13 protein-coding genes are annotated in these 16,312 nt (G+C 39.0%); all 13 read left to right on the top strand.

Annotated elements, in window-relative coordinates:
- The first annotated feature begins 57 nt into the window (after positions 1-57).
- Positions 58-4,227 (top strand): DNA-directed RNA polymerase subunit beta, encoded by a 4,170-nt coding sequence (gene rpoB, locus FIT61_RS05840; protein ID WP_139883952.1) that lies wholly within the window; start codon positions 58-60, stop codon positions 4,225-4,227.
- Between the two features lie 11 nt (positions 4,228-4,238).
- The gene (gene rpoC / locus FIT61_RS05835; protein WP_139873843.1) at positions 4,239-8,483 is read left to right on the top strand and encodes a DNA-directed RNA polymerase subunit beta'; all 4,245 of its coding nucleotides are present in this window, start codon (positions 4,239-4,241) and stop codon (positions 8,481-8,483) included.
- A gap of 119 nt (positions 8,484-8,602) precedes the next feature.
- On the top strand, positions 8,603-8,980 hold the full coding sequence (rpsL, locus tag FIT61_RS05830) for a 30S ribosomal protein S12 (protein ID WP_139873842.1): 378 nt from the start codon (positions 8,603-8,605) through the stop codon (positions 8,978-8,980).
- A gap of 33 nt (positions 8,981-9,013) precedes the next feature.
- Positions 9,014-9,484, top strand: coding sequence for a 30S ribosomal protein S7 (rpsG, locus tag FIT61_RS05825; RefSeq protein WP_139866865.1), 471 nt, complete (start codon positions 9,014-9,016; stop codon positions 9,482-9,484).
- A 26-nt stretch (positions 9,485-9,510) separates the two neighbouring features.
- Positions 9,511-11,601 (top strand): elongation factor G, encoded by a 2,091-nt coding sequence (gene fusA, locus FIT61_RS05820; protein ID WP_139883759.1) that lies wholly within the window; start codon positions 9,511-9,513, stop codon positions 11,599-11,601.
- A 23-nt stretch (positions 11,602-11,624) separates the two neighbouring features.
- Positions 11,625-12,815 carry an elongation factor Tu gene (gene tuf / locus FIT61_RS05815; protein ID WP_139873840.1) on the top strand — a complete coding sequence of 397 codons (1,191 nt, stop codon included), beginning with the start codon at positions 11,625-11,627 and terminating at the stop codon, positions 12,813-12,815.
- Positions 12,816-12,868: 53 nt separating this feature from the next.
- Positions 12,869-13,177, top strand: a complete 309-nt coding sequence (rpsJ, locus tag FIT61_RS05810) for a 30S ribosomal protein S10 (protein WP_139873839.1) — start codon at positions 12,869-12,871, stop codon at positions 13,175-13,177.
- Positions 13,178-13,271: 94 nt separating this feature from the next.
- Positions 13,272-13,916, top strand: a complete 645-nt coding sequence (gene rplC, locus FIT61_RS05805; protein WP_139873838.1) for a 50S ribosomal protein L3 — start codon at positions 13,272-13,274, stop codon at positions 13,914-13,916.
- Positions 13,916-14,542 (top strand): 50S ribosomal protein L4, encoded by a 627-nt coding sequence (gene rplD / locus FIT61_RS05800; protein WP_139873837.1) that lies wholly within the window; start codon positions 13,916-13,918, stop codon positions 14,540-14,542. The genes rplC and rplD overlap by 1 nt, the downstream gene beginning before the upstream one ends.
- Positions 14,539-14,850 carry a 50S ribosomal protein L23 gene (gene rplW / locus FIT61_RS05795; RefSeq protein WP_139883758.1) on the top strand — a complete coding sequence of 104 codons (312 nt, stop codon included), beginning with the start codon at positions 14,539-14,541 and terminating at the stop codon, positions 14,848-14,850. Before rplD ends, rplW begins: the two co-directional genes overlap by 4 nt.
- Before the next feature lie 9 nt (positions 14,851-14,859).
- Entirely contained in the window at positions 14,860-15,693 is an 834-nt protein-coding gene (rplB, locus tag FIT61_RS05790) for a 50S ribosomal protein L2 (protein WP_139873835.1), read from the top strand.
- Between the two features lie 5 nt (positions 15,694-15,698).
- Positions 15,699-15,974, top strand: coding sequence for a 30S ribosomal protein S19 (rpsS, locus tag FIT61_RS05785; protein WP_139873834.1), 276 nt, complete (start codon positions 15,699-15,701; stop codon positions 15,972-15,974).
- A gap of 2 nt (positions 15,975-15,976) precedes the next feature.
- A complete protein-coding gene (rplV, locus tag FIT61_RS05780; protein WP_139866880.1) occupies positions 15,977-16,312 on the top strand; it encodes a 50S ribosomal protein L22 in 336 nt (111 codons plus the stop codon).

Here is a 16,312-nt window from a genome sequence, read left to right as displayed (position 1 = left end):
CAATATTCTTCAATATTAAAAGTTTATTGTTTTATGAAAATTACACCAGGAGACGCAATGAGCTATTCCTTTACTGAAAAAAAACGTATTAGAAAAAGTTTCGCTAAAAGAGAGCGTGTGCAAGATATTCCATATTTGCTCACCATGCAGCTTGAATCTTACGCAGCTTTTTTACAAAAAAATACGCATCCTGAACAGAGACTAAGTGAAGGTTTACAGTCTACATTCAATTCAGTATTTCCTATCGTAAGTCATTCTGGTAACGCCCGGCTTGATTTCGTCACTTACAATTTAGGTGAAGAAGCATTTGATGTTAAAGAATGTCAACAACGCGGATTAACATACGGTGTGCCATTAAGAGTCAAAGTTCGTTTAACTCTTATGGATAAAGAAGCATCAAAACCAACAGTTAAAGAAATTAAAGAGCAAGAAGTTTATATGGGTGAGATTCCGCTTATGACAGATAACGGCTCATTTGTTATTAACGGTACTGAGCGAGTTATCGTATCTCAACTTCATAGAAGCCCCGGTGTATTCTTTGAGCATGATCGAGGTAAAACGCATAGCTCTGGCAAATTATTATTCTCTGCAAGAATCATCCCTTATCGTGGTTCTTGGTTAGATTTCGAATTTGACCCTAAAGATTATTTATATTTCCGCGTGGATCGTCGCAGAAAAATGCCGGTCACAATATTGTTAAAAGCTTTAGGTTATTCACCAGAACAAATCCTAGAAACATATTATGATTTTGATTCATTCCATGTGACTGCAAAATCAATTGAGTTTGAATTAGTTCCTGATCGCTTAAGAGGTGAAATTGCTAAATTTGATATTGCTGATAAAAGAGGAAATGTAATTGTTCAAAAAGACAAACGCATTACTGTTAAACACATTCGCGACATGGAAAAAGCAGGCGTAAATAAAATTATAGTAGATAAAGATTTTATTTTAGGCCGTAAGCTTTCAAAAGCAATCGTAGATAAAAATACAGGCGAAGTTATAGCTAATGCAAATGATGAAATCACAGAATCAGTATTAGATAAATTCATTGAAGTAGGTGTAGGACAAATTCATACACTATATTCAAATGATTTAGATCATGGTGATTATATTTCTCAAACACTTACCTCAGATGAAGTGCCTGATCAATATAGCGCTAAAGTTGCTATTTATCGAATGATGCGACCTGGTGAGCCACCAACTGAAGATGCAGTTGAGGCTTTATTTAAAGGGCTGTTCTTTAATGAAGATCGATATGACCTATCTAATGTAGGTCGAATGAAATTTAATCGAAGAGCGCATCCAAAAGTTTATGAGCAACATGCAAATTGGTTACAAAGATTCTATAAGCGTGTTGGCCCTCAAGGTGAAACTGGTGCAAACATTTTATCAAACGATGATATCTTGGCTGTGATTGGTGTGCTGATCGAGTTGCGCAATGGTCGCGGTGAGATAGATGATATCGATCATTTAGGTAATCGAAGAATTCGTTCAGTGGGTGAGCTTGTAGAGAATCAATTTAGAACAGGACTTGTTCGTGTTGAACGAGCTGTTAAAGAAAGATTAAGCCAAGCTGAGGCAGATAATCTAATGCCGCACGATTTAATTAATTCAAAACCTATCTCAAGTGCTATTAGAGAATTTTTTGGTTCGTCACAATTATCTCAATTCATGGATCAAACTAATCCATTATCTGAGATTACACATAAACGTAGAGTATCAGCATTAGGCCCTGGTGGTTTAACAAGAGAGCGTGCTGGCTTTGAAGTGCGTGACGTTCACTCAACGCATTATGGCCGTGTTTGCCCTATTGAAACACCGGAAGGTCCAAATATTGGATTGATTAATTCGCTCGCACTTTATGCAAGAACAAATCAATACGGATTCTTAGAAACGCCTTATAGACGCGTTGAAAATGGCAAGGTCACTGCGAAGATAGATTACCTTTCTGCAATCGAAGAAAGTGAATTTGTAATCGCTCAAGCTAATACTGAACTTGATAATAAAGGACACTTTCAAGACGATTTAATTTCATGTCGTCACCGTAATGAATTTACGATGTCGTCAGTAGATCCTATTCAATATATGGATGTGGCGCCTGGACAAATTGTTTCTGTAGCAGCTGCACTTATTCCGTTCCTAGAACATGACGATGCAAACCGTGCGCTTATGGGTGCAAACATGCAACGTCAAGCAGTGCCTTGTTTAAGAGCAGAGAAAGCTGTGGTAGGTACAGGTATTGAAAGAACAGTAGCCACTGACTCTGGCACAACAGTTCAAGCCAAACGAGGCGGTGTTGTTGATTATGTTGATTCAAGACGTATTGTGATTCGCGTAAACGACGATGAAGCTGCAGATGGAGAAGTTGGCGTTGATATTTACAATCTAACTAAATACACAAGATCAAATCAAAATACCAATATCAATCAAAGGCCCCTCGTAAGAATTGGCAACAAAATTGCAAGAGGTGATGTGATAGCTGACGGCGCATCAACTGATGTAGGTGAATTAGCGCTTGGTCAAAATATGCTTGTTGGATTTATGCCATGGAATGGTTATAACTTCGAGGATTCGATTCTAATTTCAGAACGCGTAGTAGCCGAAGATCGATATACATCAATTCATATTGAAGAGTTATCTGTTGTATCTAGAGATACAAAATTAGGCCCTGAAGAAATTACACGAGATATTTCAAACCTTTCAGAAAGAATGCTTGGAAGACTTGATGAGTCCGGCATTATTTATATTGGTGCTGAAGTTGAATCAGGTGATGTACTGGTAGGTAAGGTGACACCAAAAGGTGAAACACAACTTACACCTGAAGAAAAACTCTTACGAGCAATCTTTGGTGAAAAAGCTTCTGATGTAAAAGATACAAGTTTGAGAGTGCCATCAGGTATGTCTGGAACAATTATTGACGTTCAAGTATTTACTAGAGAAGGTATTGATAGAGATTCAAGAGCGCAACAAATCATTGATGATCAATTAAAACACTTCAAACAAGATTTGGCTGATCAATTAAGAATTGTAGAAGATGATACTTTTGGAAGAATCGAAAGATTACTTATAAACAAAGTAGCAACCGGCGGCCCAAAAGGTTTGAAAAAAGGTGAAAAAATCTCTAAAGATTTTCTAGCTTCAATTAATAGATATGATTGGTTCGATATTCGTTTAGGTAATGACGATGCTTCAAAACAATTAGAAACATTGAAAGATAATTTAGCGGTTGCTAAAGAGCAATTCGATAAACGCTTTGAAGAGAAAAAACGCAAATTAACACAAGGCGACGAACTTCCACCAGGTGTTCAAAAAATGGTTAAGGTTTACTTAGCTGTGAAACGTAGAATCCAACCTGGCGACAAAATGGCCGGACGTCACGGTAATAAAGGGGTAGTTTCAAAAATCGCTCCTGTAGAAGATATGCCACATATGGCTGATGGCACACCTTTGGATATTGTTTTAAATCCATTAGGCGTTCCTTCCCGAATGAACATCGGTCAAATCTTAGAAACTCATCTTGGATGGGCAGCTAAAGGATTAGGCGTTCGTATTGGCGAAATGTTAAAAGAAGAAGCGAAGGTAACTGAGGTTCGTAAATTCTTAGATCAAATTTACAACGATGCTTCTGGTAAAAAAGAAGATATTAAGTCATTGAACGATGATGAAGTTGTAGAGCTTGCTCAACACTTAAAAAATGGTGTTCCATTCGCTACTTCTGTATTCGATGGCGCATCTGAGTCTGACATTAAATATATGTTAGATCTTGCTTACCCAGATAACGATCCAAAAACAGAACTCTTGCAATTCTCAGCAAATAAAACGCAAGTAAAATTGTTTGATGGTCGCACAGGTGAGGCATTTGAAAGGCCTGTCACAGTAGGTTATATGCATGTACTTAAATTACATCATCTAGTTGATGACAAAATGCATGCTCGTTCAACAGGACCATACTCTCTTGTAACGCAACAACCTCTTGGCGGTAAAGCCCAATTTGGTGGACAACGTTTTGGTGAGATGGAAGTTTGGGCACTCGAAGCATATGGTGCCGCTTACACCCTACAAGAAATGTTGACTGTTAAATCAGACGACGTTGCTGGTAGAACTAAAGTATACGAAAACATAGTGAAGGGTGAGCATAAGATTGATGCGGGCATGCCTGAATCATTCAACGTGTTGGTTAAAGAAATTCGTTCACTAGCTATTGATATTGACCTCGATAGAAACTAAGGAGATCACAAATGAAAGCTTTATTAGACCTATTTAAACAGGTTACACAAGAAGAAGAGTTTGATGCAATTAAGATTGCATTAGCATCTCCAGAAAAAATTCGTTCATGGTCTTATGGTGAAGTTAAGAAGCCAGAAACGATTAATTACAGAACATTTAAACCTGAAAGAGATGGTTTGTTTTGTGCAAAAATATTTGGACCTATTAAAGACTATGAATGTCTTTGCGGTAAATATAAACGACTTAAACATCGTGGTGTAATTTGTGAAAAATGCGGTGTTGAAGTTACCTTGTCTAAGGTGCGTCGTGAGCGCATGGGTCACATTGACTTAGCAAGTCCAGTTGCACATATTTGGTTTTTAAAGAGTCTACCAAGTCGTTTAGGTATGGTACTCGATATTGCTTTAAGAGATATTGAACGTGTTCTTTATTTTGAAGCATTTATTGTTGTTGATCCTGGCATGACTCCTTTAACAAGAGGACAGCTTCTTACGGAAGATGATTACCTTGCAAAAGTAGAAGAGTTTGGTGACGAATTCTCAGCAGTGATGGGTGCAGAAGCAATTAAAGAATTACTTAAATCACTTGATATCAATAGTGAAATTGAAAAATTAAGAACTGAATTAGCTGAAACAGGTTCAGAAGCAAAAATTAAAAAAATTGCTAAGCGCTTAAAAGTGCTTGAAGCGTTCCAAAAATCAGGTATCAAACCTGAATGGATGATTTTAGAAATTCTTCCTGTACTGCCTCCTGAATTAAGACCTTTGGTTCCTCTCGATGGCGGAAGATTTGCTACATCAGACCTTAACGATTTGTATCGTCGAGTGATTAACAGAAATAATCGTTTAAGAAGACTATTAGATCTTAAAGCACCAGAAATTATTGTTAGAAATGAAAAACGTATGTTGCAAGAAGCAGTTGACTCACTTCTTGATAATGGTAGACGTGGCAAAGTGATGACGGGCGCTAATAAACGACCATTAAAATCTCTTGCCGACATGATTAAAGGTAAGGGCGGTCGTTTTAGACAAAACCTTCTGGGTAAGCGCGTTGATTACTCTGGTCGTTCAGTGATTGTTGTTGGACCACAATTAAAACTTCATCAATGTGGTTTACCAAAGAAAATGGCGCTTGAATTATTCAAGCCATTTATTTTCCATAAATTAGAAGTCTTAGGCCTTTCTACAACCATTAAAGCAGCAAAGAAAAAAGTAGAAGAAGAAGGACCAGAAGTTTGGGATATCTTAGAGGACGTCATTAGAGAGCACCCTGTTTTATTAAACAGAGCACCAACATTACATCGTTTAGGTATTCAAGCTTTTGAACCTATTCTGATTGAAGGTAAAGCTATTCAATTACATCCCCTAGTTTGTGCTGCATTTAACGCCGACTTTGACGGTGACCAAATGGCAGTTCACGTACCTTTATCTCTAGAGGCTCAGATGGAAGCAAGAACCTTAATGCTTGCATCTAATAACGTTTTATCTCCTGCGAATGGCGAACCAATTATTGTTCCATCACAAGATATTGTGCTTGGTCTTTATTATATGACACGAGATAAAATTGCTGCACGTGGCGAAGGTATGAAATTTACTGATGTGGCAGAAGTTCATCGTGCTTTTGATAGTGGTTTAGTTGATATTCATGCACGCGTCACAGTTCGCATTAAGGAAACTGAATTAGGTTTAGATGGCACAACTACTGACAAAGTAAATCGATATGAAACTACAGTTGGTAGAGCAATACTTTCTGAAATTCTTCCAGCAGGACTTTCTTTTGATTTAATTAATAAAGCATTAAAGAAAAAAGAAATTTCAAAATTAATTAATGCAGGATTTAGACGTGTTGGTATTAGAGAGACAGTAATTCTTGCTGATAAATTAATGTACATGGGTTACACCTATGCTACAAAAGCAGGTATCTCAATCAGTATTCATGACATGCTTGTTCCACCAGAAAAAGAACAGCTTATTGAAGCTGCTGAATCTGAAGTTAAAGAAATTGAAGATCAATATATTTCAGGTCTGGTCACACAAGGCGAAAGATATAACAAGGTTGTTGATATCTGGGGTCGTGCAGGTGACAAGGTTGCTGATGCAATGATGAAACAACTTAAAGAAGAGCCTGTTAAAAATGATGCCGGTGAAAATGTGAAGGGTAAAGATGGTAAAGATCTTTATCAAGAATCATTTAATGCAATTTATATGATGGCTGATTCTGGTGCGCGAGGATCTGCAGCTCAAGTAAGACAGCTTGCAGGTATGCGAGGCTTGATGGCGAGACCTGATGGATCAATTATTGAAACACCAATTACAGCTAACTTCCGTGATGGTTTAAATGTTCTTCAATACTTTATTTCTACGCACGGTGCGCGAAAAGGTCTTGCAGATACTGCATTAAAAACAGCTAACTCAGGTTATTTAACACGACGTTTAGTTGATGTGACTCAGGATCTTGTGGTGACTGAGCATGATTGCGGCACAGAAGATGGTTTAGTTACTAAAGCACTTGTTAAGGGCGGTGAAGTTGTAGAGCCATTGCGAGATCGTATTTTAGGCCGTGTAAACGCACTTGATATTATGAATCCAGAAAATCAAGAAGTGGTTTATCCAAAAGGTACATTACTTGAAGAAGATCACGTTGAAAAAATTGATGCACTTGGTATTGATGAAGTCAAAGTAAGAACTGCACTGACTTGCGAGACAAGACATGGTATTTGTTCTCAATGTTATGGTCGTGATTTAGGTCGTGGTAAATTAATTAGCCAAGGCGAGTCTATTGGTGTGATTGCGGCTCAGTCTATCGGTGAGCCTGGTACACAATTGACGATGAGAACCTTCCATATTGGTGGCGCAGTTTCTAGAGCAGCATCAGTAAGTCAAGTTGAGAGTAAATCAAACGGCGTTATTCAATTTACTTCTACAATGCGATATGTAACTAACGCTCGAAATGAGCAGGTAGTTATTTCGCGTAATGGTGAATTAATTATTCAAGATGAAAGTGGTCGCGAAAGAGAACGTCATAAAGTTCCTTATGGTGCAAATCTTGTTGTTCAAGATGGCAAACCAATTAAGGCTGGCGGTGTTCTTGCAACTTGGGATCCACATACACGTCCAATTATTTCTGAATATGCTGGACAAGTTAAATTTGAAAACGTTGAAGAAGGTATTACGGTTGCAAAACAAATTGATGATGTCACAGGCTTATCATCTTTAGTTGTAATCGATCCTAAGCAGCGTGCAGGCCAATCAAAAGGCTTGAGACCTCAAATTAAAATTTTAGACACTTCAGGTAATGAAGTTAAATTAGCAGGAAGTGATATATCTGTTAACGTAACTTTCCAGCTTGGTTACATCATTACAGTTAAAGATTCTCAAGAAGTTAAAGTGGGCGATGTGATTGCGCGTATTCCACAAGAATCTTCTAAGACAAGAGATATTACCGGCGGTCTTCCAAGAGTTGCTGAGTTATTTGAAGCGAGATCTCCAAAAGATGCAGGTATGTTAGCTGAAAGCACAGGTACAGTTTCATTTGGTAAAGACACCAAGGGCAAACAAAGACTTGTGATTACAGATCTTGAAGGTGTTTCAAAAGAATTTTTAATTCCTAAAGACAAACATGTGACAGCTCATGATGGTCAAGTGGTAACAAAAGGTGAAGTCATTGTTGACGGACCTGCAGATCCACAAGATATTCTTCGCCTTCAAGGTAGAGAAGCTTTAGCAAGATATATTATTGATGAAGTTCAAGATGTTTATAGATTGCAAGGCGTCAAGATTAACGATAAACACATCGAAGTCATTGTAAGACAAATGTTAAGACGTGTTCGTATTACTGATGCAGGTGATACTTCATTTATTCAAGGCGAACAAGTCGAAAGAGCTGAAGTATTAACTGAAAATGAATTGGTATTGTCACAAGACAAAAAACCAGCAGAATATGAGTATGTGCTTTTAGGTATTACTAAAGCATCATTATCGACAGATTCATTCATTTCAGCTGCTTCGTTCCAAGAAACAACCCGCGTTCTCACTGAAGCTGCAATTTTAGGTAAGCGTGATGACCTAAGAGGACTAAAAGAGAATGTGATTGTTGGTCGATTAATTCCTGCAGGTACAGGCTTGGCTTACCATGAAACAAGAAAAGCTGCGGCTGCTGGGGAAGATATCAATTCTGTTGAAGCCCCACTCGATCAGATTGAAGCTCCAATTGAAGAGGCTCAAGTTAGCCCTGAAATTGAAGCGCCAACTGAATGATAGGTTGACATTATGCAGGAACCAAAATACAATTTGCGGCTTTTTGGAATCTTCGCGTTCGTCGCGAGATTTCAGAGAGTCATCATCAATAGTAAGTTAGAAATTTAAGGATTTAGGCGATGCCAACAATTAATCAGTTAATTCGTAAACCACGAAAAAAAGTTGAAAGTAAGAGCAAAGTTCCAGCTCTAGAAGCTTCACCTCAAAAAAGAGGTGTGTGTACGCGTGTTTACACAACAACTCCAAAAAAACCAAACTCTGCTTTGCGTAAAGTGGCTAAAGTTCGTCTGACGAACGGTTACGAAGTGATTAGTTATATCGGCGGTGAAGGCCATAACTTACAGGAGCACTCTGTAGTTTTATTAAGAGGTGGTCGTGTAAAGGACTTACCAGGTGTTCGATACCATATGGTTCGAGGTAGTTTGGATACTGCTGGTGTTAAAGATCGTAAACAATCCCGATCTAAATACGGCGCTAAACGCCCTAAAGAAGCTTAAGTTTTTAGAATACTAAATTAAGGTAAACAAAATATGCCAAGACGTAGAGAAGTTCCCAAAAGAATTATCCTTCAGGATCCAAAATTCGGAAGCCAAGAGGTTTCTAAATTTGTGAATGTATTAATGACGAGCGGAAAAAAATCTGTTGCCGAAAGATTAATTTACGGCGCATTCGATCAAATTAAAACGAAAAGTGGTAAAGATCCTATTGAAGTATTTTCTCTCGCATTAACGAATTTAAGACCAGTTGTTGAAGTAAAAAGTCGACGAGTAGGCGGTGCTAATTACCAAGTGCCTGTCGAAGTTAGACCTTCAAGACGTGTTGCTTTAGCTATGAGATGGCTAAGAGATGCAGCTCGTAAAAGAGGTGAAAAATCAATGGATTTACGTTTAGCAGCAGAAATTGTAGAAGCTTCAGAAAATAAAGGCGCTGCAATGAAAAAACGTGAAGAAGTTCATAGAATGGCAGAAGCTAATAAAGCGTTCTCACATTTCCGTTTCTAAACATAATAATTAAAAGGTAATTCAAAGTGGCTCGTACAACCCCCATTAATAGATACAGAAATATAGGAATTAGCGCGCATATTGATGCAGGTAAAACTACAACAACTGAGCGTATTCTTTTTTATACAGGGGTAAACCATAAAATTGGTGAAGTGCATGATGGCGCTGCAACCATGGACTGGATGGAACAAGAGCAAGAGCGAGGTATTACTATTACTTCAGCGGCAACAACTTGTTTCTGGAAAGGCATGGCCGGACAATTTGATCAACATCGTATTAATATTATTGATACCCCAGGACACGTTGACTTTACAATTGAAGTAGAGCGATCAATGCGCGTTCTTGATGGTGCATGCATGGTTTACTGTGCGGTAGGTGGTGTTCAACCGCAGTCAGAAACTGTTTGGCGTCAAGCAAATAAATACAAAGTCCCACGCCTTGCATTTGTAAATAAAATGGATAGAGCTGGCGCAAACTTTTTTAAAGTTTACGATCAAATGCGTTTACGTTTAAAAGCAAATCCAATCGCACTTCAAGTGCCTATTGGCGCTGAAGAAAAATTTGAAGGGGTTGTTGACCTCGTTAAGATGAAAGCGATTTATTGGGATGATTCATCTCAAGGCATGAAATTTGATTATCGCGATATTCCAGCTGATTTAATGGATACATGTAAAGAATGGCGCGAAAAAATGGTTGAAGCAGCAGCTGAAGCCAATGAAGAATTAATGAATAAGTACTTAGAAAATGGCGATCTAAGTGAAGATGAAATAAAAAAAGGCTTACGTCTCAGAACAATTAGTTTTGAAATTGTGCCGATGTTATGCGGCTCAGCTTTTAAGAACAAAGGCGTACAAGCCATGTTGGATGCGGTGATTGAGTATTTACCTGCACCCACGGATGTCCCTCCAGTACCTTGTGAAGATGCTAAAGGTCAACCTACAACTCGCAAAGCTTCTGATGAAGAGCCTTTTGCAGCGTTAGCATTTAAAATTATGACTGACCCTTTTGTGGGCCAATTAATTTTCTTCCGTGTTTATTCTGGTGTAATCAATTCAGGCGATACAATTTACAATCCAATCAAAGGCCGTAAAGAACGTATTGGTCGTATTCTTCAAATGCATGCAAATCAGCGTGAAGAGCTTAAAGAAGTTCGTGCTGGCGATATTGCAGCAGCTGTAGGACTTAAGGAAGCAACGACTGGTGACACATTATGCGATGTCAATAATGAAGTTGTTCTTGAAAGAATGATTTTCCCTGAGCCTGTAATTCACGTTGCAGTTGAACCTAAAACAAAAGCTGACCAAGAGAAAATGGGTATAGCTTTGAATAGACTTGCTCAAGAAGATCCTTCATTTAGAGTTAAAACAGATGAAGAAACAAATCAAACCATTATTTCAGGTATGGGCGAACTTCACTTAGAAATTCTTGTAGACCGAATGAAAAGAGAATTTGGTGTTGAAGCTAATGTAGGCGCACCACAAGTGGCATACAGAGAAGCAATCAAGAAACCAGTTGAAATTGAAGGTAAATTTGTTAAGCAATCTGGCGGTAAAGGTCAATATGGCCATGTATGGCTCAAAATGGAGCCAAACGAAGCCGGCAAAGGTTTTGAATTTATTGATGCAATTAAAGGCGGAACAGTACCACGCGAATTCATTCCTGCCGTTGAAAAAGGATTGCGTGAAACACTTCCTGCAGGTGTAGTTGCTGGTTATCCAGTGGTAGATGTCAAAGTGACTTTGTTTGATGGCTCTTACCATGATGTTGACTCAAACGAAAATGCATTTAAAATGGCAGCTTCGATGGCATTTAAAGACGGAATGCGTAAAGCGGACCCTATCCTTCTTGAGCCTATGATGGCAGTTGAAGTAGAAACTCCAGAAGATTATATGGGCGATGTGATGGGTGACCTTTCATCTAGACGCGGCATGATTCAAGGTATGGAAGATAATGCAACTGGCAAGGTGATTCGCGCCGAAGTTCCATTAGCAGAGATGTTTGGATATTCAACAACGATGCGTTCTTTATCTCAAGGTAGAGCAACATACTCAATGGAATTTAAGCATTACACAGAAGCACCAAGAAATGTAGCAGAAGCAATTGTTAATAAAAAATAAGTTAAAAATCTAAGGATAACATTATGGCAAAAGGCAAATTTGAACGTACCAAACCCCATGTGAACGTCGGCACAATTGGTCACGTTGACCATGGTAAGACAACACTGACAGCGGCAATCACAACGATTCTTGCTAAGAAATTTGGTGGAGAAGCTAAAGCTTACGATCAAATTGATGCGGCGCCAGAAGAAAAAGCACGCGGTATTACAATTAATACAGCACACGTAGAATACGAAACAGCGAATCGCCACTATGCGCACGTTGACTGCCCAGGCCATGCTGACTATGTTAAAAATATGATTACAGGTGCAGCGCAGATGGACGGCGCAATCCTAGTATGTTCAGCAGCTGACGGCCCAATGCCTCAAACACGTGAACATATCCTTTTAGCTCGCCAAGTGGGCGTGCCTTACATTGTGGTCTTCTTAAACAAAGCAGACATGGTGGATGACAAAGAATTATTAGAACTCGTTGAAATGGAAGTGCGTGACCTTTTAACGAAGTATGACTTCCCAGGCGACAAAACACCGATCGTGATGGGTTCTGCAAAATTAGCACTCGAAGGTGACCAATCTGAAATTGGTGAACCATCAATCTTTAAATTAGCTGAAGCACTTGATAGCTACATCCCAACACCAGAGCGTGCAATCGACGGTGCATTCTTAATGCCAGTTGAAGACGTATTCTCAATCTCAGGTCGCGGTACTGTTGTGACAGGTCGTATTGAGCGCGGTATTGTTAAAGTGGGTGATGAAATTGAAATCGTAGGTATCAAACCTACACTTAAAACAACATGTACAGGCGTTGAAATGTTCCGTAAGTTACTTGACCAAGGTCAAGCAGGTGACAACGTAGGTGTGTTGTTACGTGGTACAAAACGTGAAGAAGTTGAACGTGGTCAAGTATTAGCTAAATCAGGTTCAATCACACCACATACAAAATTCACTGCAGAGATCTATGTGCTTGGTAAAGATGAAGGTGGTCGTCATACACCATTCTTCAATGGTTACCGTCCACAGTTCTACTTCAGAACAACAGACGTCACAGGCGCTGTTGATTTACCAGCAGGCACAGAAATGGTGATGCCAGGTGACAACGTGTCAATTACAGTAACACTCATTGCACCAATCGCGATGGAAGAAGGCTTACGCTTTGCGATTCGTGAAGGTGGCCGCACAGTAGGTGCTGGTGTTGTTGCTAAGGTGATTGAATAGTTTTTTAAAAATTAATACCGCAAGGTATTCGCTCTTTGGAAAGGTAGTAAAAAATGCAAAGTCAGAAAATTCGCATACGTTTGAAAGCGTTTGATTATCGTTTAATCGATCAATCAGCTCAAGAAATCGTTGAAACCGCAAAAAGAACAGGTGCTGTTGTTAAAGGACCTGTCCCACTACCTACTCGAATTGAAAGATTCGATATTTTAAGATCGCCACATGTGAATAAGACATCACGCGATCAATTTGAAATAAGAACTCATCAAAGATTGATGGATATCTTAGATCCTACAGATAAAACAGTGGATGCTTTAATGAAGCTGGATTTAGCTGCTGGGGTTGATGTAGAAATTAAGTTGTAAAAGTTTAAAGCGTTAGGTATAATTCCGCGCTCTTTGTAGAAATCGGTCAATTGTAATCGGTTTCGTTTAATAATAATAATTTAAGGATACGATCATGAGCTTAGCGCTTATTGGTCGCAAAGTTGGTATGACAAGGGTGTTTACAGAGGATGGCACTAGCATTCCTGTAACGGTACTTGAAGTTTTACCTAACCGCGTGACACAGATCAAAACAATCGCTTCGGATGGCTATACTAGCCTTCAATTAGCCTATGGTGCGACAAAAGCTACCAAGCTTGATAAAGCACTCACAGGACATTACGCTAAAGCAGGTGTAACAGCAGGTACTGGATTACACGAAACTGCAATCAAAGAAGAAGATGTAGCGAATTTCCCTTTAGGCACGAATATCACAGTAGAAAACTTCAAAGAAGGCCAGCTTGTTGATGTCACAGGTACATCAATTGGTAAAGGTTATGCTGGTGTTATTAAAAGATATCACTTCAGCTCAAATCGTGCATCACACGGTAACTCAAGATCACACAATGTTCCAGGTTCAATCGGTATGGCTCAAGATCCAGGCCGAGTTTTCCCAGGTAAACGCATGTCTGGTCATTTGGGTGCTGTGAAAGTAACAACACAGAATTTAGAAATCGTTCGTGTAGACGCTACAAAAAATTTAATCCTCATTAAAGGAGCAGTTCCAGGCTCTAAAGGCGGCGATGTTTTAGTTCGTGCAGCTGTGAAAGTGAGCAAATAATGGAATTAAAATTACTCGATAAAAACGGAAAAGCTGCTAAGAAAAGCGTTACAGTTTCTGACGCATTATTTGGCCGTGAATTCAATGAGGCTCTTGTTCATCAGTTAGTTGTGGCATACATGGCTAATGCGCGCGTTGCAACACGCTCACAAAAAACAAGAGGCACTGTAAAACATAGTACTCGCAAACCTTACGCACAAAAAGGTACAGGTAATGCACGTTCTGGTATGACTTCAAGCCCTATATGGCGCGGAGGCGGTAGAACATTCCCAAATTCACCTGATGAAAATTTCTCTCACAAAATGAATCGAAAAGCATACCGCGTAGGTATGAGATCTATTTTGTCTGAATTAGTAAGACAAGAGAGATTAAGTATCGTTGAGGAATTTAAAGTAGAGACACCAAAAACAAAACAACTCGTCGATAAAATTAAAGATATGGGATACACACAAGGTGTTTTAGTTTTAACGGATGCGTTTGATGAAAATTTATATTTATCATCAAGAAATTTAACTAACGTAATGGTTGTAGAAGCGCAATATGCTGACCCAGTAAGTTTAGTTCAGTTTCCAAATGTAGTAGCTACAGCTGGTGCACTTAAAAAACTTGAGGAGATGCTAGCGTGAGTCAAATAGTCCATACACAAGATCGTATTATTCAAGTTATTTTAGCGCCACAAATTACTGAGAAAGCAACATTTGTTGCTGACAAACATAATCAAGTGGCATTCAAAGTAAGAACTGATGCGACTAAGTCAGAAATTAAAGCTGCTGTTGAATTAATGTTTAAAGTTGAAGTGAAAGCTGTGACATTACTCAACGTAGGTGGCAAGGTAAAAAGAGCAGGCCGTTCATTTGGTAAAAGAAATGATTGGAAAAAGGCTTATGTAAGTCTTAAGCCAGGCCAAGAGATTAATTTTGCGAGCGGTGAATAAGGATAAAAAATGGCTTTAGTTAAAGTAAAACCAACCTCCCCAGGAAGACGCGCAGTTGTTAAGGTCGTTAACCCTGACCTACATAAAGGCAAACCTTTCGCACCTTTACTCGAAAAAAAGAATAAACATGCCGGAAGAAATAGCCGTGGCGTTATTACTATTCGTCATCATGGCGGCGGTCATAAACAACATTATCGAATGATTGATTTCAAGCGAAATAAAGATGGCATTCCTGCAAAAGTAGAACATCTTGAATACGATCCAAATAGAACTGCAAATATCGCACTTCTTTTGTATGCAGATGGTGAAAGAAGATACATCATTGCTCCTAAAGGTGTAGCTGTCGGTGCTGAATTAATTAGCGGCTCTGAAGCACCTGTTAAAAATGGTAATGCAATGCCATTAAGAAATATTCCTGTAGGTAGCACAATTCATTGTATCGAATTACAGCCTGGCAAAGGCGCACAAATGGCCCGTTCTGCTGGAACTTCTGTGCAGCTTTTAGCAAGAGAAGGTACATATGCTCAGTTAAGACTTCGTTCAGGTGAAGTAAGAAAAGTACATGTAGATTGCAAAGCAACTTTAGGTGAAGTCGGTAACGAAGAACATTCTCTTAGATCTATCGGTAAAGCAGGTGCTATGAGATGGAGAGGCGTTAGACCAACAGTGCGCGGTGTGGTTATGAACCCCGTCGATCACCCTCATGGTGGTGGTGAAGGTAAAACTGCGGCTGGTATGCATCCAGTAAGCCCTTGGGGAACTCCAACTAAAGGCTATCGAACAAGAACAAATAAACGTACTGACAATATGCGCGTCAGTCGTCGTCCAGCGAATAAGAGGTAATAGATATGGCACGTTCAGTTAAAAAAGGACCATTCATTGATGCACACTTGGCTAAGAAAGTTGAAGTTGCTTCAGGTAATCGTGATCGCAAACCAATTAAAACTTGGTCAAGAAGATCAACAATCTTACCTAACTTCATTGGCCTTACCATTGCAATTCATAATGGCAAACAACATGTACCTGTGTTAATTACAGAAAATATGATTGGACATAAATTAGGCGAATTCGCATTAACAAGAACCTTTAAAGGTCACGCCGCTGACAGAAAGGCTAAGGTATAAAAATGGCTACTGAAGTTTCAGCTGTTCTTAAAGGCGTTCGTTTATCACCTCAAAAAGCAAGATTAGTTGCTGATTTAGTAAGAGGAAAAAAAGTAGATTACGCACTCAATATACTTAATTTCAGCCCAAAAAAAGGTGCTGAAATTATTAAGCGAGTTGTGGAGTCTGCAATTGCAAATGCTGAACATAATAATGGGGCTGATATAGATGAATTGTTTATCAAAACAATTTATGTAGATAAAGGCATTATTTTAAAACGTATCCGTGCTCGTGCTAAAGGTCGTGCAGGGAAAATCACAAAACCAACTTGTCACATTAAAGTGACAGTCGGTAACTAA

The organism is Candidatus Methylopumilus rimovensis, from assembly GCF_006364615.1.
Lineage (GTDB): Bacteria > Pseudomonadota > Gammaproteobacteria > Burkholderiales > Methylophilaceae > Methylopumilus > Methylopumilus rimovensis.
This window is presented reverse-complemented; position numbering and strand designations above follow the sequence as displayed.